General features: G+C 68.1%; 20 protein-coding genes and 4 pseudogenes. 14 read left to right on the plus strand and 10 right to left on the minus strand.

Features of this window, described 5'->3' with window-relative positions:
* Positions 1–66 precede the first annotated feature (66 nt).
* A complete protein-coding gene (locus ACF1B9_RS12020; protein ID WP_391744448.1) occupies positions 67–2,322 on the minus strand; it encodes an FUSC family protein in 2,256 nt (751 codons plus the stop codon).
* Positions 2,323–2,464: 142 nt separating this feature from the next.
* Positions 2,465–3,136: an FAD-dependent oxidoreductase gene (locus ACF1B9_RS12025; protein ID WP_391744447.1), complete on the minus strand. Its 672-nt coding sequence runs from the start codon at positions 3,134–3,136 to the stop codon at positions 2,465–2,467.
* Between the two features lie 338 nt (positions 3,137–3,474).
* On the opposite strand from ACF1B9_RS12025, the gene ACF1B9_RS12030 reads away from it, so the two are divergent.
* A complete protein-coding gene (locus tag ACF1B9_RS12030; RefSeq protein WP_391744446.1) occupies positions 3,475–4,131 on the plus strand; it encodes an HAD family hydrolase in 657 nt (218 codons plus the stop codon).
* Positions 4,132–4,233: 102 nt separating this feature from the next.
* Here the strand turns inward: ACF1B9_RS12030 and ACF1B9_RS12035 are convergent, their stop codons facing one another.
* Together ACF1B9_RS12035 and ACF1B9_RS12040 are read right to left on the minus strand one after the other, a co-directional pair.
* On the minus strand, positions 4,234–4,467 hold the full coding sequence (locus ACF1B9_RS12035) for a hypothetical protein (RefSeq protein WP_391744444.1): 234 nt from the start codon (positions 4,465–4,467) through the stop codon (positions 4,234–4,236).
* A 112-nt stretch (positions 4,468–4,579) separates the two neighbouring features.
* Positions 4,580–4,972, minus strand: a complete 393-nt coding sequence (locus tag ACF1B9_RS12040; RefSeq protein WP_391744442.1) for an SDR family oxidoreductase — start codon at positions 4,970–4,972, stop codon at positions 4,580–4,582.
* Between the two features lie 590 nt (positions 4,973–5,562).
* Between ACF1B9_RS12040 and nthB the strand changes: the two genes are divergently transcribed.
* The 4 genes from nthB to ACF1B9_RS12060 all read left to right on the plus strand — a co-directional run bounded on the left by nthB (position 5,563) and on the right by ACF1B9_RS12060 (position 8,371).
* Complete coding sequence (gene nthB, locus ACF1B9_RS12045) at positions 5,563–6,234, plus strand: nitrile hydratase subunit beta (RefSeq protein ID WP_391795904.1); 672 nt, start codon at positions 5,563–5,565, stop codon at positions 6,232–6,234.
* The gene (gene nthA / locus ACF1B9_RS12050; RefSeq protein WP_391744439.1) at positions 6,231–6,830 is read left to right on the plus strand and encodes a nitrile hydratase subunit alpha; all 600 of its coding nucleotides are present in this window, start codon (positions 6,231–6,233) and stop codon (positions 6,828–6,830) included. The genes nthB and nthA overlap by 4 nt, the downstream gene beginning before the upstream one ends.
* Entirely contained in the window at positions 6,827–7,189 is a 363-nt protein-coding gene (locus tag ACF1B9_RS12055) for a nitrile hydratase accessory protein (RefSeq protein WP_391744437.1), read from the plus strand. Before nthA ends, ACF1B9_RS12055 begins: the two co-directional genes overlap by 4 nt.
* Positions 7,190–7,450: 261 nt before the next feature.
* The gene (locus ACF1B9_RS12060; RefSeq protein WP_391744435.1) at positions 7,451–8,371 is read left to right on the plus strand and encodes an NADP-dependent oxidoreductase; all 921 of its coding nucleotides are present in this window, start codon (positions 7,451–7,453) and stop codon (positions 8,369–8,371) included.
* Between the two features lie 186 nt (positions 8,372–8,557).
* Here the strand turns inward: ACF1B9_RS12060 and ACF1B9_RS12065 are convergent.
* Positions 8,558–8,901, minus strand: a pseudogene (locus ACF1B9_RS12065) (hypothetical protein); the annotation flags it as partial.
* Positions 8,884–9,076: pseudogene (locus tag ACF1B9_RS12070) on the minus strand (hypothetical protein); the annotation flags it as partial. The pseudogenes ACF1B9_RS12070 and ACF1B9_RS12065, both read right to left, overlap by 18 nt.
* On the opposite strand from ACF1B9_RS12070, the pseudogene ACF1B9_RS12075 reads away from it, so the two are divergent.
* Positions 9,047–9,709: pseudogene (locus ACF1B9_RS12075) on the plus strand (transposase); the annotation flags it as partial. The pseudogenes ACF1B9_RS12070 and ACF1B9_RS12075 overlap by 30 nt on opposite strands.
* Here ACF1B9_RS12075 and ACF1B9_RS12080 read toward each other — a convergent pair.
* Positions 9,601–10,959: pseudogene (locus ACF1B9_RS12080) on the minus strand (IS4 family transposase); the annotation flags it as partial. The pseudogenes ACF1B9_RS12075 and ACF1B9_RS12080 sit on opposite strands and share 109 nt — an antisense overlap.
* Positions 10,960–11,120: 161 nt before the next feature.
* Positions 11,121–12,134 (minus strand): S1 family peptidase, encoded by a 1,014-nt coding sequence (locus ACF1B9_RS12085; RefSeq protein ID WP_391744434.1) that lies wholly within the window; start codon positions 12,132–12,134, stop codon positions 11,121–11,123.
* A 512-nt stretch (positions 12,135–12,646) separates the two neighbouring features.
* On the opposite strand from ACF1B9_RS12085, the gene ACF1B9_RS12090 reads away from it, so the two are divergent.
* Positions 12,647–13,456, plus strand: coding sequence for a hypothetical protein (locus ACF1B9_RS12090; protein WP_391744432.1), 810 nt, complete (start codon positions 12,647–12,649; stop codon positions 13,454–13,456).
* A gap of 9 nt (positions 13,457–13,465) precedes the next feature.
* Here ACF1B9_RS12090 and dapE read toward each other — a convergent pair whose 3' ends face one another.
* Both dapE and ACF1B9_RS12100 read right to left on the minus strand, forming a co-directional pair.
* Positions 13,466–14,548 (minus strand): succinyl-diaminopimelate desuccinylase, encoded by a 1,083-nt coding sequence (dapE, locus tag ACF1B9_RS12095; RefSeq protein ID WP_391744431.1) that lies wholly within the window; start codon positions 14,546–14,548, stop codon positions 13,466–13,468.
* A gap of 196 nt (positions 14,549–14,744) precedes the next feature.
* On the minus strand, positions 14,745–15,902 hold the full coding sequence (locus tag ACF1B9_RS12100) for an alanine racemase (RefSeq protein ID WP_391744430.1): 1,158 nt from the start codon (positions 15,900–15,902) through the stop codon (positions 14,745–14,747).
* Positions 15,903–16,033: 131 nt separating this feature from the next.
* Here ACF1B9_RS12100 and ACF1B9_RS12105 point away from each other — a divergent pair, with 131 nt between their 5' ends.
* From ACF1B9_RS12105 to ACF1B9_RS12135, 7 genes are all read left to right on the plus strand, one after another.
* The gene (locus ACF1B9_RS12105; protein WP_391744428.1) at positions 16,034–16,627 is read left to right on the plus strand and encodes a cupin domain-containing protein; all 594 of its coding nucleotides are present in this window, start codon (positions 16,034–16,036) and stop codon (positions 16,625–16,627) included.
* Between the two features lie 346 nt (positions 16,628–16,973).
* Positions 16,974–18,554, plus strand: coding sequence for a serine hydrolase domain-containing protein (locus tag ACF1B9_RS12110; protein WP_391744426.1), 1,581 nt, complete (start codon positions 16,974–16,976; stop codon positions 18,552–18,554).
* Positions 18,555–18,650: 96 nt separating this feature from the next.
* Complete coding sequence (locus tag ACF1B9_RS12115) at positions 18,651–20,243, plus strand: ABC transporter substrate-binding protein (RefSeq protein WP_391744425.1); 1,593 nt, start codon at positions 18,651–18,653, stop codon at positions 20,241–20,243.
* A complete protein-coding gene (locus tag ACF1B9_RS12120) occupies positions 20,244–21,182 on the plus strand; it encodes an ABC transporter permease (RefSeq protein WP_391744423.1) in 939 nt (312 codons plus the stop codon).
* On the plus strand, positions 21,179–22,054 hold the full coding sequence (locus tag ACF1B9_RS12125; protein ID WP_391744421.1) for an ABC transporter permease: 876 nt from the start codon (positions 21,179–21,181) through the stop codon (positions 22,052–22,054). Before ACF1B9_RS12120 ends, ACF1B9_RS12125 begins: the two co-directional genes overlap by 4 nt.
* Positions 22,051–23,814, plus strand: a complete 1,764-nt coding sequence (locus ACF1B9_RS12130; RefSeq protein WP_391744420.1) for a dipeptide ABC transporter ATP-binding protein — start codon at positions 22,051–22,053, stop codon at positions 23,812–23,814. Before ACF1B9_RS12125 ends, ACF1B9_RS12130 begins: the two co-directional genes overlap by 4 nt.
* Complete coding sequence (locus ACF1B9_RS12135; RefSeq protein ID WP_391744419.1) at positions 23,807–25,357, plus strand: amidohydrolase family protein; 1,551 nt, start codon at positions 23,807–23,809, stop codon at positions 25,355–25,357. Before ACF1B9_RS12130 ends, ACF1B9_RS12135 begins: the two co-directional genes overlap by 8 nt.
* Position 25,358: the final 1 nt, after the last annotated feature.

Raw genomic sequence — 25,358 nt, forward strand, 5'->3', positions numbered from 1 at the left:
CGCGCAGGGTGTTCACCGACAGCGTGTCACCCTTACTCATCAGGTTAGGTTCGTCCGTAGTCCCTCTCAACTCGGTGGCCTCGCACGGGCTCCGACCCGTTTCGTGAAGTGTCTGTGCCACGACCCGGACCGGCGCTGCTCGGAGGCTGCTTGCGCAGGCTTCAGAATCGCTGCTTGGAGGCGTTGGACGACGTCGATGTGGTCCGCTGTCCAGATCGTTCTGACTGCCGTCGCGGTTCCGTGTCCGTCTGCCGCGGTGAGGTCGTGGCGCACTGCCTCGATGAGGCGTTCGGATCTGAGTGGGTTGGCGAGTGGTTCGGGGACCGCGCCTCTTCCCACCAGAGCCTGCGCCGTCTTCTCGTACCAGTCCAGCACCGGCCCACCGGCTCGGAGGATTTCCTTGCTCGTCACGGTGTGGTCCTCCGAGGGCGCAGGATCGGCGCCATTCCAGAGCCGGAGAACGGCGTCAGCGGTGAACCGGAGAACCACGACCGTGTTGATCAGCGCGGTCACGCCCGGCAGGGGGAGTTGCTTCGTCCCGCGTTCGGCGAGGAAGCCGCGGAAGGCCTCGTCGAGTCGGTCGGCCGCCGAGGCCGCACGCTGGGCGTCGTTGTGCGGAGCGGGCGCCGCCGGGACGAGCTGGTCCCGGCGGGCGACACCGAAGGCGACCGCGCTGTTCAGGTAGCGGGCGCTGCGGTAGAAGGCCTCGGCAAGGGCCTGGTGCAGTGCCGGGCTCGCCCCACGCGGCCAGAACAGAGCACCGACCAGCAAGCTCACCACACAACCGATGGCCACGTCCTCGATGCGGACGAGCCCGATTTCCCAACCTCCCGGACTGATGAGGTTGTACAAGATCAGCAGCGCCGTTGTGAAACCGGCCTGGCCGATGGTGAACGAAACGCTGCCGGGCGTGAGGCCGGCGCAGGCCACGGCCACCGGGAGCAGCAGCCAGTAGACGGTCGTGTCGGTGCCGAGAACGAAGATGAGCCCGCCACCGATCAGGAAGCCGATGACAGTTCCCAACAAGCCGCGTACGGCGTTCTCGCCGGTGTTCAACGCGGTGGAGCGCAGTACCGCCAGGGCACCGAAGACAATCCAGAAGGAATGCTGCAGGCCGGTCAGTCCCGCGACGAGCACGGCGAGAGCCAAGGCAGTGGCCCCGCGCACACTGTTGTGGAGCCACACCGAATGCCGCTCGGCATGGGCCCCGAGGTCTTCCCGCGCAGAGGGGAGCAGGGATCTTGTTCCAGTGGGGCGGCGCCCCAGAAGTTGCTGCCACCAACTGCGCCGTCGGGCGGAGACGACGAGACAGATGTGGTCGGCGATGGCCGAGACCGCGCAAGTCATCTCCTGTGCGCGAAAGCCCGGATCGAGCGAGCTCACGAACTCCGTCACCTCGTTGTCGGACATCCCGCGCGGCGGTACGCGGGTGAGGTGCGCGGGGAGCGCCGAGGTGACTGTGCTTTCCATACGGTCCCGTGCTCGCAGCAGACGTCTCAGACAGGTGTCCAGCAGGCGGAGATCGCCGTCGGCCGACTCCAGCAGCACCGCGCCGTGTTCGAGCAGCGTCGCGGCTTCGGTCTTGACGGCACAGACCGAGGAGGCGATCGACCCTGGCTGCAACTTCACGGGAGTTCGCCCCAGGATCGCGTCCAGCCACACCACCCGGTCGATCAGGCAGATGAGGGCGCGAGCGGCCGTGGTCAGCCCGGTCGGCCGGTAGGACGTGCCGAAGAAGGACGTACGCAACGCCGTCACTGCCGTGGAGGCGTCTGCGGCCGACGTACGATGGGCTGTTGCGCTCACCGACGCAAAGCCGGTGCGAACGCAGTCGACCTCCGTACGCAGCAGCCGGGCCTGCAGAGCGCAGGCCCGAGCTGCCGACAGTCGCAGTGGCTCGCGGACCGGCGCAGGCCACAGAACGGTGATCGCCGGCAGCGATATCGCCCCGGCCAGTAGCCAGCCCCCGAGCCGGTCGGGGAGGGAACTCACCGAGCCGGGCAGCGTGACCGGCAGGATGAAGCTGACCAGCAGCCCAGTGGTCGCATTGGCCAGTACGGAGCTGACGACGCCGATGAACAGCACGAAGAAGGCGATGACGAAGGTGACGACCGTAGCGGCCCAGACGACCTGAGACACAAGGGTGCCCAGGCAGATCAGGACAACTCCCGCCAGCACCAGGCCGACCTGCGCCGACAACCGCGCGCGCAGGGTACCGGCGAATTCGACGAACAGCAGTGTCACGAACCCGCCGAACGCCGTGAAGAGCGCGAGGTCCGGGCTCCCGATGACCTCCAGGGCGAAGGCGACCGCTGCGGGCACGACGATGCCTGCTCGGCCCGCTCGCCGCAGTGCCGAGCGCCCGTCGTTGTGGTCGCGAAGCCGCGGGAAGACGCGCACCTGCGCGGGGCTCGACGCTTCCCGAGCCGCACGCTTGCGGGAGCCCTGCACCTTGGCAGCCCCGTTACCTGTCGGCTCGCACGATGGTGGCGAGGACGCCGTTGAAGGCTTCGGTGGAGGTGGGGTGGGTGTAAACGGCGTCACGGAGTTCGGCCGCCTTGATGCCGTGCCGCACGGGGAGCGCGACGGTGTTGATCAGTTCCTGCGCGTCGACGCTGAGCAGGGCCGCGCACAGGATCTCGTCGGTCTCGGCGTCGATCACGAACTTCATCACCCCGCGGGTGTCCTCGACGACGTAGGCGCGCGGCATGGCGATGATCTCGGCGACAGGCTGGCTCGCGATCTTCACCCGGTGTCCGGCTTCGCGGGCTTGTGCCTCGGTGAGTCCGATGGTTGCCAGCGGTGGGGTGATCAAGACGGTGTACGGGACGGCGACCCGGTCGGTGATGAAGCGCTTGCCTCCGCCGATGAGTTGGTCGAGGACGATTCGGCTGTCGTCGAGGGAGATGTAGGTGAAATCCGGTCCACCGTCGACATCGAGAGCATAGATGTGCGGCTGGCTGGTGCGCAGGTGCTCATCGACCTCGACCGCCCCGCGTTCGGTGGTGCGCACACCGGCGGCTTCAAGCGCCAGTCCGGCGGTGGCCGGGCCCCACGTCGCGGCCACTGTCTTCCCGCCCTTGTCGAATCCGATCACGAGCACATCGGCATCAAGGCTTCGGTCCGCGGTGCCCATATTCGCTCCCACTTCCCCACGTCGGGGTAGTCGAGGAAGAACTGGATGAATGGATTTCAGGCAGGGGATCCCAGCGAACAAAGTTCAACCGTGCGAGTGTGCACCCCCGTACTCTCCACAGCACCATCAACACCGGGCGGCCGCAACTGGCCATGAGCATGAAGCAGTGCACCACTGCGTCCGCCCGGTGCAGCGCCTTGAGAGAGACGAAGCGCGGCCCATCGCGCAATCTGGAAGTGAGAATGTGCGATCGCAGGCACCATCGCTGTCCCGTCCCAGGGTGCTGGAGTGACCGGGGTCGACCGGGAGGAGAACGAGTCATGGCTCGGCCTATAGCAGTGCTGTTCGATATCGATGAAACCCTGGTCCACACCGGAGACTCGGGAAGACGTAGTTGGTCGTGGGCATTCGACCGGTTGCACGGCGTAGCCGCCGACATCGGAAAGCACACGTCGGCCGGGGAGACGGATCCACAGGTCGGCCGGGAAACGTTCAGCGCCGTGCTTGGCCGCGAACCCAGTTGCGACGAGATGGCCCGCCTGTACGCCGCATACTTGTGGCACCTGTCGGAGGACATCTGGGTGTCACAGGCGTATCGCGTTCTGGACGGCGTCGAGGAGACCCTGCGACAGATCGCGGACGCCGGGGTCATCCTCGGGCTGCTGTCCGGCGCGATGGAGGGCGCGGCCAGGAGCAAATTGGAACCGGGCAAGCTCGGCCGCTACTTCGTATTCGGTGCTTATGGCTCGGACTCCCCGGACAGGGCAGAGATCACCCGCCTGGCGATGGCCAAGGCCGCTCGCCTGCACGGCCGCGAACTGGCCCGCGACGAGGTCTACGTGGTCGGCGACACCCCTCGTGACATCCAGGCGGCGCACGTGGCACAGGCGACCGCGGTCGGCGTTGCCAGCGGCCATTACACCGTCGAGGAACTGCGCGCCGCCGAGGCCGACCATGTGCTCACGTCTTTGGCCGAACCCTTTCCGGGCATCTGACAGCCGGCAGCGGCGGACTCCAGCCGACGCCGACGCCGCGCCACCGCGCCCGCACCTGCCGTCGCCGGGTATCCCGGCTGTCACCGGGACACCACGGCCCGCTCAACTCCGCGCCCTGCGGCGCCTGGAGCCCGTATGCCGCTGTAGAGGTCTCACACCCGGAGACATCGGATGTGACTGATTGACGCGGGAGACCTGGTAGTGGCTGGTGTACCAGCCGTCCTTCGCGCGCTCTACGAGTACACCGAGCATGACGCCCAGTATGGGCCGGTCGGTGAACGAGAAGTCGGCGCTCAGGTAGCCGAGCACAAGGTCGGCGATGCGCTGCCTCCCCACGCTGTAAGGGCACAGTCCCTGGAAAATCGCGTCTTACGAGCCTGTCGGGCCACGCGTGGACGACTTCGGCGTAGCGGCCCTCGGTGGTGGTCCCCGTCTGCTGCCTATGGCGTCAGTGGCCGGCGCTCATACCGCCGTCGACGTGGAGGATCTCGCCGGTGACGAACGGGGCGTTCTCCAGATAGATCACCGCGTCGACGATGTCGCTCACCTCGCCCATCCGGCCGACCGGGTGCAGTGCGGCGAGAGCCTGGTGGGTTTCCGCAGGGTGCATGGGCGTCTTGATGGTCCCCGGGGAGACGGCGTTGGTGCGGATCCCACGGGTGGCGTACTCGATGGCGAGGGACTTGGTGGCGGATTGCAGGCCGCCCTTGGTCAGTGGGGCGATCGAGCGCGAGGTCGCGACGACGGTGTATCCGAGCTGTCGGTAGGCATCGACCAGACCGGCGCCGATGCCCTGCGACGCGCCGGTGATGACTGCGACCTTCTGGCCTTGAGAGCCCATGATTACCTTCTCCGAAATGAGGATGAGGTTCTTCGAGTTCTAGACGACGAATCTCCAACTCAAGTCACTAGGCGAGCGGTCGTATATCGGAAATTTAAGTGCCAAACGGGACGAAGTCGAAGATGAATAGAATCGGAATGCCCGTTCACGCCACCTGGCGGTCCGCCTCAGCCAACCGTCGCGGTCGCGTTCCTGCTCTCCGCTGACGCCTCCTGTATCACCGGTGCGCATCTCGGCAGTGGGTCGTTCACTGATCAGTGCCTGCTGATCGATGAGCCCGCCAGGTGTCCGCTTGGCTGCGCGCGGTGGCGGCGGGGGCGGTTGCGTGGACGGAACTTGCGCCGACGGCCGACTGTCCCGGGATGCGTCGTTCGTCGAGCCGGTCCTGACCTTCGGCCTCGGCGATCGAGACGAGGGTAGTGCGGTGATTCGCATGCATCTGTCCATGGAGGTGGCACCCCCGCGGCGGCCGGGTGAAAACAGAGCGGAAAGCGGGTTCACATGCGGCCGATGCCGCGACGCCGAGAACGCCACCCGCCTACTATTCGAAGGAATATGTCCATTCTTGCAGGCATATGAGGGATCGTGTGATGGATGGTATTGCCGATATGGGGGGAACCCTGGGATGGGGCCCCGTTCATCCGCCGAGACGCGATGAACCTGTTTTCGAGGAGCCCTGGCAGCGCAAGGCGTTCGCGCTTGCGATCCTCTCCAGCCGCGTTGCGTGCGGCGGCATCAACACGGACGCCTTCCGGCATGCGCTGGAGCGCCTGGACCGAGCCGCCTACCTGGACGACGGCTACTACGGGCGCTGGCTCAACGCCGGGGAGCTGATGCTCACGGACAGCGCCGTCCTGGCGCCGGGCGCGATCGACGCCCGTGCCCGCAACCTGCGCGGTGAACACGTCGAGGAGCCGCCGATCCCGGAGCCCGCCCGGCCCCACTGCACGTCGACCGCCGAGGGCGCGCTGCGCACCGTGGACGCCGCTCCGGTCTTCGCCGTCGGCGAGCGTGTGCGCGCCAAGGACATGTCTCCGCCGGGGCACACCCGGCTGCCGGGCTACGTGCGGGGCCATACCGGCATCGTCGAGCTCATCCAGCCCGCCGCGGTGCTGCCGGACACCAACGCGCACTTCCTGGGCGAGAATCCGCAGCACGTCTACTCGGTACGGTTCGACTCGCACGAGCTGTGGGGCGCCGACGCCGAACCCTTCGCGCTCACCGCAGAACTGTACGAGAGCTACCTGGAGACAACCGCATGACCACCAACGGAGGGCCGGGCGAGAGGCTTCCCGCAGCCCTGCGCACCGAGGCGCTCGAGCAACTGCTCACCGAGCGCGGTCTGATCGATCCGAAGGTGATGAACGGGATCATCACCACCTACGAGACCGTCGTGGGACCGCTCAACGGAGCCAAGGTCGTCGCCAAGGCGTGGGTCGACCCGGAGTACCGGCGCCGGCTGCTGGAAGACGGCACCGCCGCCATCAAGGAGCTGGGCTTCTCGGGACAGCAGGGCGAGCACATCGTCGTCGTGGAGAACACCGCGAGCAACCACAACGTGGTGGTCTGCACGCTGTGCTCGTGCTACCCGTGGCCGGTGCTCGGCCTGCCGCCGAGCTGGTACAAGGACCCCGCCTACCGCGCGCGCATCGTCAGGGAGCCGCATGCGGTGCTGGCCGAGATGGGACTCGAACTCTCCGACGACGTGCGGATCACCGTCCGCGACTCCACCAGCGAGGTGCGCTGGCTGGTGCTGCCCGAACGTCCGGCCGGCACCGCTCACCTGTCCGAGGAAGAGCTTGTGCCGCTGGTGACGAGGGACGCGATGGTGGGCGTGGCGAAGGCCGAGGCCCCATGAACGCACCGTTGGACATCGAAGGCCCGGCCGCACCGCCCCGCTCCAACGGTGAGTTGGTGTTCGCCGAGCCGTGGGAGAGCCGTGCCTTCGGTATGGTCGTCAGCTTGTACGAGGCCGGCGCGTTCACCTGGCCGCAATTCCAGGGCGCGTTGATCGACCGGATTGCTGCCTGGGAGAGCGCGTCGGCGCGGGAGGAGCCGTACAACTACTATCTGCTCTGGCTGGGTGCCCTGGAGGACGTGCTCATCGACCTGCGCGCCGTGTCGGCGGACGAGGTCGCTGCACGCACGAAGGCCCTGGCGCAACGTCCCGAGGGCCACGACCACCGTCACGATGGCGACCATCCGCACTCACTCTGATCCGCGGCGTCCTTGTCCCGACAGCGCACTGCGACCCGCCACCACACGTTCTCGCGCACGTCTGAGCTGTCACACTCGATGGGGCCACCTCGTCTCCCTGATCAGAACGCAGAACGGGCGACGAAAGAATGCACGCGAGCAGGTGAGATCGATCGTGCGGGACGGCATACATACAACTGCGGTATCTCCTCGATGACGAGCCGCTGTGAGCCTTGCGTGTGGACGACGCGCTCGATTCGCCCCTCCCCAATAAGGAGCTGTATGAAAGCCATCACTGTTCGAGACCGTGACGCCGGTCCTGCCGGGATGTCCCTGACGGACATGCCCCACCCCCACGCCGCCGAGAACGACGTCATCGTGCGGGTGCACGCCGCAGGCTTTACTACTGGCGAGCTGGGCTGGCCGGGCACGTGGACCGATCGCGCCGGCCGTGACCGGACGCCGAGCGTGCCCGGGCACGAGCTGTCCGGCGTCGTTGTGGAGCTGGGGTACGGCACCACCGGCTTGAGTGTCGGCCAGCGGGTGTTCGGCATGGCTGACTGGACCCGCAACGGCTCGCTCGCCGAATATGCCGCGGTGGAGGCCCGCAACCTCGCGCCGTTGCCGGCGGACATCGACCACACCCTGGCCGCCGCACTGCCGATCTCCGGGCTCACTGCCTGGCAGGGCCTGTTCGACCACGGCCGCCTCACCACCGGCCAGACCGTCCTGATCCACGGTGCGGCGGGCGGCGTCGGCTCGATCGCGGTACAGCTCGCCCGCGAGGTCGGCGCCCGCGTCATCGGCACCGGCCGGTCCGCCGACCGGGACAGGGCGCTCGCCCTGGGCGTCGACACTTTCCTCGACCTGGAAACCGAGAAGCTGGAGGACGCCGGCGCGGTCGACGTCGTGTTCGATGTGATCGGCGGCGACATCCTCGACCGCTCGGCCGCCCTGGTCCGGGCCGGCGGCACGCTCGTCACCATCGCCATGCCGCCCAATGTCCAGCCCAAGGACGGGCGGGCGGTCTTCTTCGTCGTCGAACCCGACCGCGCCCGGCTCACCGATCTCGCCGCGCGGCTGAGGGACGGCCGGCTCAGGCCGGTCGTCGGTGCTGTGCGGCCGCTCGCAGAAACACCCGCCGCGTTCGCCCCCGGCAACCGCATCCCAGGCAAGACGATCATCCGCGTCACGCAAGACTGAACAGGAGACCGATCGTGATCGGAATGCGGTTCGCCGGTGGCTTGCCGGCCGTCGCCACGCTGACCGACGTATGCGGGATCTGGTGATCTCTGTGAACCGTGACATGCCGGCGCCTCGGGGTGGCCCGGACGTCGCTTCTCATCTCATGCCATCTTCAGAGGGTCGTTGCATCTCGCGGAAAAATTCTGCGGCGCCGTTGGCGGAGTCGCCGGGCGTGACCACCTCGAGGGAGGCGGCGGTGCCGGGCGGGTGGAGGAGGCCGTCCTGGCGGGGCCGGGTGACGGGCCGGGCGAGCCAGAGTGTCTGGCCGATGCGTCAGCGCTGTGCGTAGCGGGCGACGATCGGCGCCCAGTCGATCAGGTGGAGGCCGTGCCGACGGATCGCGACGAGGGCACCCGACGCAGCCCGTGGCGGGGTCAGGGTGACCGCGCCCCGCCGAGCAGCCCGGTGGAGACCACCGTCATCAGTAGCAGTGCCAACCTGCCGGACATGAGGACGAGTTGGGGACAGGAGAGGCCGAGGGCAGCGCCCGCGGCGACGACGGCGCTCTTGTTGCCGTTGGCTTCGGCCTGGTGGCCGCGGGTGTGGTGGCCACCAGGCCCACACACCGAGGGAGATGGGGAGGTCACCGACGACGGTGGTGATCCCGAACATGCTGATGCTGTTGATGACGTTGCCCGCGACGCCTACGTCATCGCCGACCAGGCCAGAATGCGCCGCGACCTGCGACCCATCCGCCCCGGCGACGAAGCCGCCATCGAGCTCAAGCTGCTGACCGGACGCCGGGCCGACCTGGTCGAGGACCGCACCCGCGCGGTGAACCGCCTGCGGGGCACCCTGCTGAGCATGTTCCCCGCCCTGGAGCGGGCTCTGGAGGTCACCAACACCGGCCCGCTCAGACTCCTGACGGGCTACCAGGCGCCGGCCGCGATCCGCCGGGCCGGCGTCGCGCGGCTGACGAAGTGGCTGGCCAACCGCAAGGTCCGCAACGGCAGATCCCTGGCCGAGGCCGCGGTCGAGGCGGCCGAACGCCGGCACACCGCCGTCCCCGGGGAAAAGACCATCGCGAAGCTGGTCCACACCCTGGCCGAGGAGGTGATGGCCCTCAACGAGCAGGTTTCCGAGATGGACAAGCTCATCGAGGGCCGGTTTCGCGAGCACGAACTCGCCGACATCGTCCTGAGCATCCCCGGCATCGGCACCGTGCTCGGTGCGGAGTTCCTCGCCGCAGTCGGCGGCAGCCTGGACGAGTTCGACTCCCCGGACGCCCTGGCGGCCTTCGCCGGCGTCGCACCGGCACCCCGCGACTCCGGCAAGGTCAGCGGCAACCTGCACCGACGAGGCGGGAGGAGGTTGTTCAAGACGGCTTTACCGATGGCTTCGGCCCGAGGGGTGGCGGTGGCCGGGATGATGCCGCTCGCGGTGATGACCTGGTCGCGGGTGGCCTGGAGGGCCACGGTGAAGCCAGCGCGGTCGGGGTCGGTCCCCGGTGCGGACTCCACGGCATCGACCATGGCGCGGCGCAACGTCTGGTAGAGGGCGAGCTGGGCCCAGAGTTCTTGCTCCAGGCCGAAGGGGTCGGCCGATCGCAGGACTCGGCCGGCGAACAGTGTGTGGCGCAGGGCCAGGAAGGATGACTCGACCTCCCAGCGTTCGTGGTACAGGTGCACGAGGCGCGCGGCCGGGTCGGCCCGGTGGTCCAGCAAGGTGGTGGCGAGCCGGTATCGGTCGCGGATGCGGTGCCCGTCGCCGCACATGACGGTCACGTCTGCGTCGATGATGCGGAAGGTCCGGCCGTCGATGCGGGTGAGGAAAGAGCCGTCGGGCAGCGCGGCCCAGATGACGGGGCAGCGTGTGGATTTCAGGCGGATCAGCATCTGGGCTCCGGTGTCGCCCACCGCGGTGAGGAAGCCGCTGCCGTCGAAGGCCCGGTCGGCGAGCAGTAGCATGCTCGGGTTCAACAGCGGCAGCAACCGACGGGCGTAGATCGTCTCTCCGGTGTTGGTCGGGCCGAACACCGCACCGAGCAGTCCGCGGGTGCCCGTCTCGCACAGGGCCATCAGCCGCAGGTGCGGATAGCACTCCAGGCCGCCACGGGTACGCCGGATCTTGCCCAGAAGAGCGCGGATACGGGGATGGTCGGGGGCTTCAATGGAGCTGCAGCCGTCGAAGGCAACCGTCCGCCATCTCCGATAGCGCACCCCTGGGGTCGCGGGCTGAGCCAGAGGCCCGGTCATGACCTCGAACAGTGCCCTCAACGGAGCGGGCCCCAGCCGTCGGCGTAGATCGCGCAATGCCTTCTCCGACGGGGCCGGCAGTGGCAGTCCGTGCAGGCCGGCAACCAGCTTGTCCCACACTCGCGCGTACCCGAGACCGGGAAACAATCCCAGGGCCAGTACGAAGTACACACCCACCCGGGACGGCAGCTGTCGCAGCCGCTGCTGCACGGCTCGCGTCTGTTCCAGCACGTCGTCGACGAGCTCGAAGGATAGGTACTGGGTCAGCTCGCCCAGGTGGCCAGGAGCGAAGACACCATCCGCAACCGTGATGGTACGGGTGAGCGTCGTGGTGGCAGACTGGTCTGACAACGGGACCTCTCGTGGCAGGAAGACTTTGGTCGGTCTCCCGCTTCTACCAGAGGTCCCGTTCTCGCATCCTCAAGGAGCCAAGCCGTCAGACGAGTTGAAGGTTCCCGTGCACCCTTAACTTCGTGGCCTTGCCCAGTGACCACGGCCGCTTGACAACAGCATTAGGAAGCGTGGCGGGTCTTGCGGCGGCGTACCGCGACGGCGGTGCCGCCACCGGCGACGATCAGTGCGGCGGCCACGCCGGCAATCGCCGCGGTGTTGTCGTTCGTGCCGGTCTCGGCGAGGTTGGCGTCCTTGGCCGCAGCCGACGAAGCGCTGTTGGTCTCGGCGAGGTTGGCGTCCTTGGCCGCGGTCGACGGAGCGCGGTTGGTCTTCATGGTCTTGTTGATCCAGCCCGCGTAGGCGGGCGCGCTGGTGTAGAGGCCGGGGCCCTGCGAGCACGGCACGCCCGGGGCGCCGGGTCCCGAGGTGACACCGATCAGCTCCCAGCGGCCGTTCCGGCCCTTTTGGACCTGCGGTCCGCCGGAGTCCCCGAAGCACGCCATGGCCTTGGGCACGGTGGTGATCGTGCACAGCCGGGTCCGGTCCGCGTAGCCGGGCGCGCACTCGGACTCGGCGCCCCTGCGGGTGTTCAGCTCCTGCAGCCGGTCCGGGAACTTGAACGCGGTGTCGATGGTGGTGCCGAAGCCCAGGAGCCGGGTCGGCGTACCGGGCCGCCCGGCCTGCCCGGCGATCTTGATGGGTTGCTGCGCGACCGGGCGGTCCAGGCGTATCAGCGCGATGTCGTCCTTGTTGGCAGCCTTGTTGTCGCCGTTCACGTAGCCGGGGTGGACGAAGGTCCGGTCGATCTTCCGGACGGTGCCGCCGGACTTGCGGTGGTCGCTGCCGACCCGCACGATGCCGTCCACCTTGAGCCCCTCGACCGCCAGGCAGTGAGCCGCGGTCAGCACCCACTGCTGATCGATCAGCGACCCCCCACAGTTCCCGTCGACCAGACCCTGGTCCGGGGCCGACTCCGGGATGGTCGCCATGAACGGGTAGCTCTCGGTGGAGTCCGACCCGTTGACGATGGCTTCGGCGCTGCCGGCCATGACAGTGACGCAGGCCGCAGCCGCGAGAGCGCCGACGGCAGCGGTGCGGGCGGTACGGCGGTGCGACGACTTGAAGCTGAACACAGAGGGTTCCTTTTTGCTTGGTGGATCCGTATGCATTCAGCCTCGCTGTCCGAAAGCTGCCGCACCATCCGGGCAACGGGTCGGTCGATGGTATGGCCAGCCCCCCCTCTGTCCTGCGGAAACCTCGGGGCCCGACGTGTGGCTGCCCGGCGAAGGACTCCGCAGAGCGCCGGAGAAACCCCCTGGAGGGAGTCACCGGCCGGGAGCCAAGACACAGACGTAGGCCCTACTCGCGCACGTGCACGCCGTACTCGAGACCGGCTACGACGCGGAACGGTCGAAGCGGCGAACGCCCCGCCGACGGCTGGGACAGACCCACCCCAGCGATCGGCAAGAACGACGTCGCCTGCGGAATGTTTCATGCCGAGCAGCTGGCCCAGCACTTCCCACTACGCGCCCAGGCGTTTTGTGCGGCCCACCACGGCCGGGGTCAGCTGGTCGATTCGCGCATGCGGCGTCCGGTTCGCGCAGGAGGGCGTGGTCGAAGTCGGAGATGCTGGGGGTGGGGCTTTGTGGCGTTCAGCGTGGCTGCCTGTCGGCACTTGGTGCCGCAGTACTCGCCCGGACGCCCCGTGTGCTGCGGCTCGCGCCTGCCGGTTGGTGAGGACAGCCCGGTCCGCGTCGTGGCGTTTGCGGTCGACGACCCCACCGTGGCCTCCGCCGACGGAGCACAGGCGACGCTTCGTCCGCTCGACCACGTGCGGCTCCAGTGCGAGGCCCGCTACGGGCGGCACGCCTGCGTTGTTGTCGACAACGTGGTGTACGCGCTGCTCCCCGATGCCGGCGCCGATGGCGGACGGCAGCGCCAGCTCGTCGAAGACATCACCCGCCAGGCCACCCATGCCTTGCGCATGTCCGTAAGGGCCGGACTGGGCAGCGCGGTCACGGGCCTGGCGTACGTTCCCCGCTCACGCGACGATGCCGATCATGTCCTGATGGTCTTGGACGAGAACCGTAGCGTGGCCACCATCGAGGACGTACGACCTCGGGTGACCCTGCTACGGCTCGCCGAGATCCTGTCCCGCCGAGCCGATCTGGCGACCGGGCGATGGCAGGATCTTCTCGCCTACGACGAGCAGCACGGTACCGACTACGCCAAGTCCCTCGTCTGCTGCTTCGACACGGGCTGCGACATGGCTGGCGCAGCGAGACCCGAGACTGCGCGCTGTGCATCCCCACACATGCCGGTATCGGCTCAAGCAGGCCCAGCTTCACCTCTCCATCGACCGTACCGATCCCGACGAGATGCTCGTCCCCCGGCTGCACCTATGAACGCTGGCCCGACTGCGGGTAGGCGGCTGAGCGTCCCGGACAGATGTTGACTGTGAGGATCAACCGATGAGCCAGTCCCGAAGGGAGTGGTGGACTTCACGCAGTTGGGAGACCTCAACGTACTCACCAGGTGTGTGGGCCAAAGACGGGTCGCCTGGACCGAAGTTCAGGGCAGGCACGCCTGCCGCAGCGAAGCGGGCGACATCGGTCCAGCCAAGTTTCGCCTGCGGCTCGGTGCCGAGCCGCGCGAGCAGCGACGCGGCGGCGGGCCGGTCGAGCCCCGGCAGGGCGCCCGGCAACACCTCGGTCACCTCGACCTCGTACTCGGAAAAGAGCTCACGCACGTACGCCTCTGCCTCCGCAGTGGTACGGCTGGGCGCGTAGCGCAGATTGACCGTGACCACGCACACGTCAGGGACCACGTTGCCGGCGACCCCTGACCGCACCGCCACGGCGCTCAGCCCCTCCCGGTACACCAGCCCATCGATGACCACCTCCTCAGCGATGTGCTCCGCCAGTCTGCGCAGCACATCACCCGCGAGGTGCGCCGCGTTGACGCCCATCCACGGCCGGGCCGTGTGCGCCCGCCTTCCCCGTACGACTATGTCCGCCGTGAGGAAGCCCTGACAGCCGCCCTCCACCGTGCCATTGGAGGGCTCCATAAGGATTGCCAGATCGGCGTCGAGGAGGTCTGGGCGCTCGGCGGCGATCCTGCCCAGGCCGTTGCGGTCGTCAGATGTCTCCTCACACTCGTAGAAGACGTAGGTGACGTCCCGGACCGGTGTTGCGATGGTCGCCGCGGTGTGCAGGGCCACAGCGACCCCGCCCTTCATGTCGCATGCACCGAGCCCGTGCAGCAACCCGTCCGCGAGACGAGAAGGCAGATTGTCGCATGGCGGGACAGTGTCCAGGTGCCCGGCGATCACTACGCGCTCGGCTCGTCCCAGCTCGGTGCGGGCGACCACGGAGTTGCCGATCCGATCGACCGTCAGATGGGACAGAGTCCGCAAAGCACGCTCCACCCCGTTGGCGAGTGTCGCCTCCTCACCGCTCTCGGACGGTATGTCGACCAACGCGCGTGTCAACTCGACGAGATCCGAGCCGAGATCGAGTTCAGTCTGGATGCCGCTGGGGACAGACATGGCAGTGCTCCATCAGATAGGGGACAAGGTGTTGCTGCTCCGGCGCACGGCATAGGAGCGGGTCGGGGCGGTGTGCGGTACCGCGCTTACGTCATCCGATGGCTTGCCCCACCGTTCAGCCGCGGCCGAAGCAGAGGCAGAGCGATGGCACCCAGCAACCGGTGATCGTCAGGTGACAGCCGGTTGGCGGCTGTGATCAGCGGAATTGGGGATGCCACACGTCACGCGTGTGACCTTGGCTGTCGACCACGGTGATGTCGGGCCAGCGGTCGAAGGCGGAGCAGGGGTGGGAGATCCCGAGGTCGACCTCGTCGCCGACGTGCAGATTGTGTACATCGGTGAGGACAAGGTGGTGGTCGTAGATCTGGTCCGCGGTCGCTGCGGCGGCGGGTCGCCGTGCGCCGTGTGGATCGCGGGCGGCGATGAGTACGGGCAGGCCGGCGTCGTAGGGCAGCTCGCGTTTCCCGGCGCCGACGACGGCTCGCCCTGGTTCCGGGGTGGAGAGCACGACCGCGCGCACGGTCAGCGCCGCTTTCAGGCCAGGCAGTCGGGAGACATGTTCGTATGTGCCGTGGTCATGGGTGACGTAGCAGCCTGACCGCAGAACGGGCACCATCGGCAGGTCCCCGGGGTGGCGTGCGGCTTTGGCCAGGGCATGGACGACCCGGTCGGGGAAAGCCGAGCCGCCCATGCTGAAGACGGGCTGCGTGGTCTCGAAGAGCGCGGTGAGGCTGCGGAACACCGTGATCGTCCGATGGCAGTGCTCGTCGACGGCCGCAAGGGTGGTGGTATCCCTCCGGTTGGGCCGGACGCCTTCGTAGCCGGCGACGCCGGCAAGGAGGAGTCCGGGCGCTGCCCGGACGGCCCTGGCCAGGTCAGCCGCCTCGGCCGGTCCCTTCACGCCTGTGCGGCCTGCGTCCGTTCCGACGTCGATCAGGACGCGCAGGGGGGCGCGTGCGCCGCCCATGAGCGGCTGGGCGAGGGCGATACCGGCCGAGGAGTCGACGAAGCAGTACAGCTCCAGTTCTGATACCTCGTCGAGCCACCGGCGCAGCAGGGAGAGGTCGTGGGGGTGGACCACCTGGTTCGCAATGATCACACGCCGCGCTCCCCACCCAAGGGCGATCCGGGCCTGCGTCACGGTGGCGACCGTGACACCCCATGCCCCCGCGGCCAGCTGCCGTTCGACGATGGAACGCGTCATGGTGGTCTTGATGTGCGGGGCCAGCTCGACGTGGTGATCGCGGCACCAGGCCGCCATGAGCCGGACGTTGTGCTCCAGCACCTGCTGGTCGAGGCGGAGCTCCGGCAGCTGCCCGGTTGGGTGTCCGCCTCGTGGCATCTCGTGGTCCATTGGCTCCTCCGAGCGCGGCGCGTTGCCGCAGGGCGATGGGAGACGTGTATATGCGACGGAGCGTAGATTATTTATGACGAGTTGCAAATACTATGTTGGATGGTGCGTTGTGTTCAGTGGAGGAGGGGCCTGTGCCGAACGATGAGCGCGCGCCCGACGCATCCGAGTCCTCAGCCGGCGAGGGGATTGGTAGGTTCCTGCGGCGTGAGCGGCTGGAGCAAGGCTTCACCCTGGAGAAACTGGCGGAGAAGACGGGTCTCTCCCGCAGCTACCTCAGCAATGTGGAGCGGGACGTGAACAGCCCGACGATCAACACGTTGCGTACGATCGTCGACGCCCTCGGTACGACACTCAGCCGACTGTTCCACACGATCGACCGGGAGCGCCGTGTACTCACCCGCCCCGAAGAGCGCGTCGAACTCACCCGGGCGGGAGTGGAAGGGGTGACGTACACCCTCCTCAATCCCAAACACGGCGGCAAGCTCGAAATGATGATGCTGGAGGTTGCCCCGGGAGCCTCCTCCGGCACCAATCCGCACACCCACGGGGGAGAAGAAGTCGGCCTGCTGCTGAGCGGGGAACTGGACTACTGGGTCGACGGAGTCCACCACCGCCTCCAGCCCGGCGACTGCGTCAGCTTCGATTCCTCCCTGCCGCACCGCTACAGCAACCCGGGCAACGTACCAGCAGTCTGCGTCTGGTCGGAGACACTGCCGGGCTTCTGAGCAGCGCGGCAGAGACAAAGGATGCGCGGACCCGCACACACCAGGACGCATGGGGGACCCGACCGAGCACGCCGGCCCGGTTCCCCATGCGTCCTGGCAGCGTCGGTAGAGCTGCCCACAAAGCCCGGACAAGCGCCTTCTTCGACTCCAGCCGCGGGACGGGGAACTCAGGATCGCCCGGCGGCGGACGCACGTCGACGAGTTCCAGGTCCAGGAACGTGCTCAACAAAGGAATACTCCTGACGGCAGGAGGCGCATGGACATGTCCTTTCGGCCAACGTTGGGCTAGCGGACTTTGCCGGTTAGGACAATCCTTCTGAGCAGTCGGGCTGCGAGTCTGTGCCGCATGGACATCTCAACAAAACTGTCCGAGCTCGTGGGCTTGACGGTGCGCCCGGGAGACCCAGGACTGGCCGTCGGGATCTACACCGACGGGAAGCTGATCCACCAGGCATCGGCGGGGCTGGCGAGCGTGGAGTTCGAGGCGCCGATCGACACCCGGACACGGTTCGACATCGCTTCCATGAGCAAGCAGTTCACTGCCACGGCGGCGTTGCTGCTGTGCCGGGACGGGCGACTGTCGCTGGACGACGACATCCGGACCCACCTGCCCGAACTGAAGTTGGCGGTACCGGTGACCGTCGGACAGTGCCTGCGGCACACAGGCGGTCTGCGGGAGTGGTTGGCCCTGACAACCATCGCCGGCCGCCCGCTGACCAGGATCACCCAGGATCAGACGCTGGCCTTCGTGGCAGGGCTGACTGAGGTCAACTTCGAACCTGGGACCCAGTTCTCCTACTCCAACACGGGTTACGTCCTGGTCGCCTCGCTCGTGCACCGGCTCACCGGCCAAACGCTGGGGGAGTTCACCACGGACCGGATGTTCACGCCGCTGGGCATGACCAAGACCATGTTCCGCGAGAACAGCCAGGAGCCGTTGCCGCGATTCGCTTACGGGTACGACGTCACCAGCGGTGCCGTCCGGCGCGCCGACACCGAGGAGTCCGCGGTCGGCGATGGCGGCCTGGCCACCAGCGTCGCCGACCTGGGGCCGTGGTTCGGATTCCTGCAGGACGGCCGGGTTCTGGGCGTCGACATCCGCGACGGGCTGTTGCAGCAGGTCGACTCCGGAGACGGGGAGGAGTGGCCGTATGCGCTGGGCCTCTACCACACGACGATCGCGGGCCACCCGGCGTTCGGCCACGCGGGCGGCGTCCCCGGGTACCGGTCTCAGCTGTTGTTCATGCCGGGCTTCGACCTCGGTGTGGCGTTGCTGAGCAACAACTCGTCGATCAACTCCTCGAAGCTGGCCACCCAGGTGCTCCGGCTGGCCGCCGGGCTGCCCGAGGACGATCCCATCGAGCTGGTGGCGGCCCCGGTGGCCGGCGAGCCCGCTGCCCAGCTGGCGGGGGACTGGCTGGATCCGCAATCCGACCTCACCATCCGGATCCACGCCGTGGGCAATGGTCGGATCGAGATCCGTGGTGGGTCGCCTACCGGCGAGTTCGCGCCGGCCGTCGACGGCAGCTGGCAGGGCCTGGAGGACAGCGCCGGCTTCTGGGTGCAGGTGTCGGCCGGCACCCTCCGGATCGGGTCGGTGTATCGCCCGGGCCGCGCCACGGAGTACTGGCGTTGTCCACCGCCGGCCGTCGGCCCTGTGCTGCCACCGGCCGTCTACCGCAGTCCCGAGCTGGGCATCCTGGCGACAGTCACCACGGACGGCAAGCTCGAGCTCGGCCTGGAGCTCGTCGAGACGATCGAACCGGCACCGGACGGTGCGTTCAGCGCAGGCGGCCTGATCAGCCTGCGTCCCAGCGGTGACGACCTCCTGATCAGCACCCACGGCGTCCACCGGATGCGCTTCGTCAGACAGCCTGACGACACCGCCCCCATGGGTCTTCCACCCGGCCTCAACGTCGCCACCTGACAGTCCCCACCAACTGCTCACTCTGCGCCGACCGCCCCAACGTGTCCCTCACCCGGCGTCCACTTCACCCGAACCATCCCAGAACGAGGACTCCCCATGACTCCAACGCTGCCAAGCCGCCGGACGGCCTGCGGGCTGCTCGGCGGTGCCCTGACCGGAAGCCTGCTGCTGACCGGATGCGCCACGACGGCCGGCAGCAGGGCAGGCGACCCGGACACGCTCACAATGGCAACCACGAGCCCGCCGAACGTGCTGGACGTCGCCCATGGCTTCACCGGCCCCGGCACCCTGGTGCAGTTCGCGATCCTGGAGTCGCCGGTGACGAGGGACGACAACGGCAAGGTGGTCCCGCAGTTGGCGGAGTCGTGGACCGAGCCGAACCCGGTCACGTACGTGTTCAAGCTGCGCAAGGGCGTGGTGTTCTCCGACGGCTCTCCGATGACCGCCGAGGATGTCGCGTTCTCACTGTTGCGGCACACCGACCCGAAGGTGGCCTCCGAGGCGGCGAGCATGGTGCCCGCCGTCAAGTCGGTGCGGGCCACCGGCCCGGACGAGGTCACCGTCGTGCTGAAGTCCCCGACCCAGACGTTCCTGCCGAACGTAGCTGTGATGTGGCAAGTGGTGCCCAAGAAGCTCGCTGAGAGGCACCCGCAGGACCTGGGGACGCCGGCCGTCGGGACCCTGGGCACCGGGCCGTACAAGGTCACCAAGTTCTCCAGCACCGAGGGCGTCACCCTGAAACGCAACGAAAAGTACTGGGGGCCCAAGCCGGCCATCGGCACGGTGAAGCTGACCACCATCACCGACCCGGAGACGCTGCGGCTGGCCATCTCCTCCGGGGAGGTGGACGGGACCATCCAAGTTCCGCCGCGTGATACCCGCAAGTGGGACCCTCTGGAGAACGTCAAGACCCGGTTCTATGCCGGCAATTCGATCGCCTACCTCGCCCTCAACGTCAAGTATGCGCAGCTGTCGGACGTACACGTCCGCAGGGCCATCGCGCACGCGGTGAACCGGGAGGCGATGCAGCGGCTGGTGGTCGGCGACAAGGCAACACCCGCGACCACGATCCTGACCCACCCGATGCTCAAAGCGCTCTACGGGGACGGCTTCCAGAGCACGATCGACCAGTTGCCCCAGTATCCGTACGACCTGGCCGCGGCCAGGGCGGAGCTGGCGAAATCCAAGTACCCCAACGGCTTCGAGCTGCCCGCCAACTACAACAGCGGTAGCAACACGGCCGACGCGATGCAGGCGCTGGCGGCAGACGTGGCCAAGATCGGCATCAAGCTCAAGCTCAACCCGTTGCCCGACGATGCCTACCGCGCCAAACGGATTCGACACGATGGACTCACCCTGGGACTGAGCGACCTGGCCTACGCCACCCCGGATCCGGGCGAGCTGCTACCGGACCTGGTGTCCAGCGTCGGGGCGAAGCCCTACGACTTCAACTTCGCCCAGTTCTGGACCCCCCAGCTGGACGCCAAGGTGAACAAGGTGCTCGGCCTCAAGAACGGCGAGGAGCGCAAACAGGCAGTCACCGAGATCCTCACCGAGACCGCCGAGCAGGCGCCGTACATCCCGCTGTACAGCGTGGACTCCGGGATCGCGCTGAACAAGCGGTTCACCGAGAACGTCGGGGTGTGGACGCTGAACATCTTCAGCAAGATCAAGCCCGTGGGGGCCTAGATGAACACTGCCAAGTTGGTTGCCCGGCGGTTGGCGTCCGCCGTGGTCCTGCTCGGGGTGATGTCGGTGCTCACCTACGGGTTGCTGTCCCTCACCCCGGACGGACCCGTGCAAGCGCTGCTGGGTGATCGCCCGTCGACCCCGCAGACCATAGCCGCGATCCGCGCGCAGTACCTGCTGGACGAGCCGTTCCCGGTGCAGTATTGGCACTGGCTGAGTGGTGTGCTGTCGGGTGACTTCGGATCCTCGGTGTTCGCCAGGCAGCCGGTGCTGTCGGTGATCGCCGAGCGCCTCCCGGTGACCGCCACGCTGGCCGGCTACGCGATGGTGCTGACCCTGCTGCTCGGAATTCCGGCCGGCATGGCGGCCGGGCTGCGCCGCGGCAAGCTGCTCGACCAGGGCGTCACGCTGGTCGCGCTGGTCGCGCTGTCCTTCCCGCCGTTCGCGCTGGGCCTGCTGCTGCTGTACGGCTTCGCCGTCGCGCTGGGCTGGTTCCCGACGTACGGGGGCGGGGATCTGAGCCACTACATCTTGCCGGCGATCGCGTTGTCGCTCGGTCAAGCGGCTGTACTGGTCCGGCAGACCCGCGCCGCCACCCTTGATGTCGGTGCTCAGGACTACATCACGTTCGCCCGGGCCCGGGGCCTGAGCCGGATGCGGACCTGGGGAAGCTACTCCCTGCGCAACGCCGCTCTGCCCGTGCTCACCGTCGCGGGACTGCTGGCCGCAGCGAACCTGACCGGAGCGGTGTTCGTGGAACAGACCTTCAGCTTGTCCGGGCTGGGATCGCTCCTGGTGCAGGCGGTAAACCAGAAGGACATCCCCTTGATCCAGGCATTGGTACTGCTCGGTGGCGCAGTGGTCATCGGCGTCAACCTATTGGTGGACTTGATATACCTGGTGGTCGACCCCCGGGTCCGGCACGGAGCCCCCGCATGAGCGCGGCGACGACGACCCTGTCGGGCGTCCGAGAAGGTGGCCGGCGGCCCAGGCTCGCCGGCGGCCGCATCCTGACGGTGACAGCGCTGCTGGCGCTCGCGATCATCGTGCTGGCCGCGGTCCTTGGAAACTGGCTGGCTCCGCACGACCCGGCGCTGCAGCACGTCGAGCTGGGCCCCAGTGGCCCGAGCGCGACCCACCTGCTCGGTACCGACGATCTGGGCCGTGATGTGGTGTCCCGGCTGTTGGCAGGCGCCCACACCGCGTTGGTCGCCCCCGTGTTGATCGCCCTCGGGACCACCCTGCTGGGTACCACCCTCGGCCTGCTCGCCGGCTACCACCGGGGCTGGCTGGACGCGGTCCTGATGCGAATCAGTGACCTGCTGTACGCGCTGCCCGGGCTGCTCATCCTGATCGTCCTGGTGGGCATTGCCGGCGGCGGAACCACGATCGCCGTGCTCGCCCTCATCGTCCTGGGCGCTCCGGTCGACATGCGGATCATCCGCAGCCTGGCACTGGGCCAGCGGGAGCTGGCGTACGTCGATGCCGCCCGCACTCTGGGCCTGCCGGACCGGCGGATCATCTTCCGGCACCTGCTGCCCAATCTGGCGCCGACTGTGACAGCCAACCTGCTGCTCAGCTTCGTCAGCGCGTTGGTGGCGCTGACCGGGCTGTCGTTCCTGGGAATCGGACTGCCGGCGGGCACGCCCGACTGGGGCCTGATGATCCAGGAGAACCGCACCCTGCTGGACCTCAATCCGTGGGCGGCCGTGGCACCGGCATTGCTCATCATGATCACCGCCATCGCGGCCACCCTGCTCGGCGACAGCATCTTCGAACGGCTCAGCGCCGGGAAAGGCGTTCCGGAATGAGCGAGCTGCTACAGGTACACGGGCTCACGATCACCCTCGGGGACCGGCGGATCGTCGACGACATCGACCTGACCGTCGCACCCGGCGAAACCGTCGGGTTGGTCGGCGAATCGGGCAGTGGTAAGTCCCTGACCGCCCGGGCGATAGCCGGACTGCTGCCCCCACCACTGCTGGCCCACGGCTCGGTGCAGCTGTCCGGGACCGAACTCATCGGGGCGCGGGAGAAGGTGCTGCGCAAGGTGCGGGGCCGACGCGTCGGCCTGCTCATGCAGGACCCGTTCGCCCAGCTGAACCCGCTGCTGACCGCAGGTGCACACATCGCCGAGTCGCTTCCTCGTGGTGCCGGCCGCGATCGCGCCGAGATCACCCGCCGACTCGCGGAGGTCGGCATCAACAACCCGCACGTGGCCCAGCTGTACCCATTCCAGCTGTCCGGCGGGATGCGTCAACGGGTAGCGATAGCGGCAGCGCTGGCCGGGGATCCCGAGCTGCTGATCGCCGACGAGCCCACCACAGCCCTCGACGCCACCATTCAGCACGAGATCATGCAGCTGCTCGCCAGGATTCAGGCGGCCCGGGGGATGGCCGTGCTGCTGATCACGCATGACCTGCGAGTCGCGTTCGCCCTGTGCGACCGGGTCCAGGTGATGTACGCCGGTCGGGTGCTGGAGGCGGGCCGCAGCCACACCGTCGCCGCTGCCCCGAGCCACCCGTACACCGCCGGGTTGATCGGCGCGCTTCCAGCGGTGGAACGCACCTCCGCGCAGCTGGTAGCCATTCCCGGCTCGGTGCCGCGCGCGGCCGACGTCACGGACCGGTGTGCGTTCGCCGACCGGTGCCGACAGCAACAAGACGATTGCCTCACCGGTCGTCCACCGCTACGAGAGGTTGCTGTCGCCCACCACACGGCTTGCCGGTACGACGTGCAGCCGTCCGCGACCCTGACGATCGACGAGCCGATCGCGGTCAAGCCTCCGAAGTCGTCAGGCGGCCCCCTCCTACTGGTCGAGGGCTTGCACAAGAGCTACGGCAACGTGAAGTCACTGGACGGTGTCGACCTCCGGATCGCCCCGGGCGAGCGGCTGGGGTTGGTCGGCGAGTCCGGCTCCGGCAAGACGACCCTGGCCCGATGCCTGCTCGGCCTGGTCGAAGCGAGCAATGGGCGGATCCTGCTGGACGGCACGGACACGACCCGGCTGCGACGACTGTCCACCAGCCAACGGCGAACTGCACGGACCCTGGTGCAGTGTGTGTTCCAGGATCCGTCCACCTCGCTCAACCCGGCGATGACGGTCGGCGCCACCCTGGCAGAGGCGGCCGGTCAGGCACGGCCGGATGACCGTCTCCCCGTCGGCGAGCTGCTCGAGCTGGTCGGCATGCCACCGGCGTACTCCGGGTTGCGGCCGCACCGGCTGTCGGGCGGCCAGAAGCAGCGGGTCGCGATCGCGCGGGCGCTCGCCGTGCGTCCCGCGCTCTTGATCTGTGACGAGCCGACCGCCTCGCTGGACGTGTCGGTCCAGGCCCACATCCTGGAACTGTTGCGCCGCATCAATACCGAGCTGGGCACCGCCCTGCTGTTCATCACGCACGACCTGGCTGTGGTCAGGCAGATCACTGACCGCATCACAGTGCTCCTGCACGGCCAGGTGGTCGAGTCGGGTGACACCGAAAAGGTGCTCGATGCCCCCACCCACGAATACACCCGCCGCCTGGTGGCCTCAGTGCCACCGGCGCCGACCGGAAAGGCAGCCCATGCATGACCTGATCATCTCCGGCGGTGAGGTCCACGACGGATTCGCCTCCACGCCGGTCACCGCCGACGTCGCCATCACCGCCGACCGCATCATCGCCGTGGGCAAGGATCTCGGGGCAGCCAGACGGACCATCGATGCGGCCGGCCTGGTGACAGCCCCCGGGTTCGTCGATCCGCACAGCCACTCCGACAGCGTTCCGTTCCTGCCCGACGCGCAGCCCTTCAAGCTGCTGCAGGGCGTCACCACGGAGGTCGTCGGCAACTGCGGCTTCTCGATGGGACCGACAGATCCCGAGACCGCCGGGCTGAGCCCGATCCAGCTGGGCGAGCAGACGTTCACGACCTTCGCCGACTACCTCGATGCCGCGGAGGCCGCCGGGCTGAGCAACCACTTCGCCCCACTGGTCGGCCACAACACGCTACGGCTGGCGGTAGCCGGCTTGGAGAAGCAGTTGCCGCCGGGGGGCCTGGACCGGCTGTGCGCGCTCACCGACGAGGCCTTCGCAGCCGGGGCTCGCGGACTGTCCAGCGGTCTCGAGTACGTGCCCGGCGCGTACGCGGACCTGGCCGAACTCACCGTCCTGGCCCGGATCGCCCGCCGGTACGACGGCGCATACGCCACCCACAGCCGCAGCGAGAGCGAGGGGCTGGCCGATGCACTCGACGAAGCGGTCGCGGTCGCCAGAGCAGCCGGGATCAGGCTGCAGGTGTCGCACTGCAAGGCTTCCGGCCGGGCCGTCCACGGCGCGGGCCGGCTGATCCTCGACAAGTTGGCCGAGGCCCGCCGCAGTGGCGTTGACGTACGTGGAGACCAGTACCCGTACCGGGCCTTCTGCACGAGTATGTCAGCGATGCTGCCTCCAGAGGCCTGCGAGGGCAACGTGGACGCGCTGCGCGCCAGGCTCTCCGATCCGGTGACCCGGGCGGCGATCAGAGCGACGGCCGAGGGGCCGGGGCCGGGGATCGGCGTCGGGTTGTGGCGCGAACTCCACCCGGAGGACATGCAGATCCTGCGGCACACCGATCCGACGGTGAAGGGGCGCCGGCTCGCCGAAGTGCTGGCCGGGCGGGATCCATGGGAGGTGCTGTGCGAGCTGCTGATCGCCGATCCGCACGCGTATGTCGTCTGCCACACCATGGACGAAGGTGATGTACTGGCGATCATGGCCGATCCGTTGGTCGCCATCGGCTCGGACAGCGACATCCCGATCGGTCCGAACCATCCCCGGACCTTTGGCACCTTCCCCACCTTCCTCGGCAGCTATGTGCGCGACGGCGGTGTGGTGGACCTGCCCGAGGCGATCCGGAAGGTCACCTCCGCCACCGCGAGCCAGTTCGGGTTGTCGGACCGCGGCTGGATCGGCCGCGGCTCCGTCGCGGACCTGGTGGTTTTCGATCCTGCGCAGATTGGCCACGCAGGGACCTATGAGAATCCCGAGCTGCGGCCGACCGGCGTGGTGCATGTGTTCCTGGCGGGTGAACAGGTGATCGTCGACGGTGAGTTCACCGGTGAGCGGCGGGGCCGGATGCTGCGATCGGCGAGGCGATGAC

The sequence above is a fragment of the Streptomyces sp. NPDC014727 genome (assembly GCF_043083485.1).
Lineage (GTDB): Bacteria > Actinomycetota > Actinomycetes > Streptomycetales > Streptomycetaceae > Streptomyces.

Excerpts from the sequence above, each read along its gene's own strand:
- ACF1B9_RS12025 (WP_391744447.1), bottom strand. The coding sequence starts at position 3,136 with ATGGGCACCGCGGACCGAAGCCTTGATGCCGATGTGCTCGTGATCGGA.
- ACF1B9_RS12040 (WP_391744442.1), bottom strand. The coding sequence starts at position 4,972 with ATGGGCTCTCAAGGCCAGAAGGTCGCAGTCATCACCGGCGCGTCGCAG.
- nthB (WP_391795904.1), top strand. The coding sequence starts at position 5,563 with ATGGATGGTATTGCCGATATGGGGGGAACCCTGGGATGGGGCCCCGTT.
- nthA (WP_391744439.1), top strand. The coding sequence starts at position 6,231 with ATGACCACCAACGGAGGGCCGGGCGAGAGGCTTCCCGCAGCCCTGCGC.
- ACF1B9_RS12055 (WP_391744437.1), top strand. The coding sequence starts at position 6,827 with ATGAACGCACCGTTGGACATCGAAGGCCCGGCCGCACCGCCCCGCTCC.
- ACF1B9_RS12060 (WP_391744435.1), top strand. The coding sequence starts at position 7,451 with ATGAAAGCCATCACTGTTCGAGACCGTGACGCCGGTCCTGCCGGGATG.
- dapE (WP_391744431.1), bottom strand. The coding sequence starts at position 14,548 with ATGTCTGTCCCCAGCGGCATCCAGACTGAACTCGATCTCGGCTCGGAT.
- ACF1B9_RS12100 (WP_391744430.1), bottom strand. The coding sequence starts at position 15,902 with ATGGACCACGAGATGCCACGAGGCGGACACCCAACCGGGCAGCTGCCG.
- ACF1B9_RS12110 (WP_391744426.1), top strand. The coding sequence starts at position 16,974 with ATGGACATCTCAACAAAACTGTCCGAGCTCGTGGGCTTGACGGTGCGC.
- ACF1B9_RS12115 (WP_391744425.1), top strand. The coding sequence starts at position 18,651 with ATGACTCCAACGCTGCCAAGCCGCCGGACGGCCTGCGGGCTGCTCGGC.
- ACF1B9_RS12120 (WP_391744423.1), top strand. The coding sequence starts at position 20,244 with ATGAACACTGCCAAGTTGGTTGCCCGGCGGTTGGCGTCCGCCGTGGTC.
- ACF1B9_RS12125 (WP_391744421.1), top strand. The coding sequence starts at position 21,179 with ATGAGCGCGGCGACGACGACCCTGTCGGGCGTCCGAGAAGGTGGCCGG.
- ACF1B9_RS12130 (WP_391744420.1), top strand. The coding sequence starts at position 22,051 with ATGAGCGAGCTGCTACAGGTACACGGGCTCACGATCACCCTCGGGGAC.
- ACF1B9_RS12135 (WP_391744419.1), top strand. The coding sequence starts at position 23,807 with ATGCATGACCTGATCATCTCCGGCGGTGAGGTCCACGACGGATTCGCC.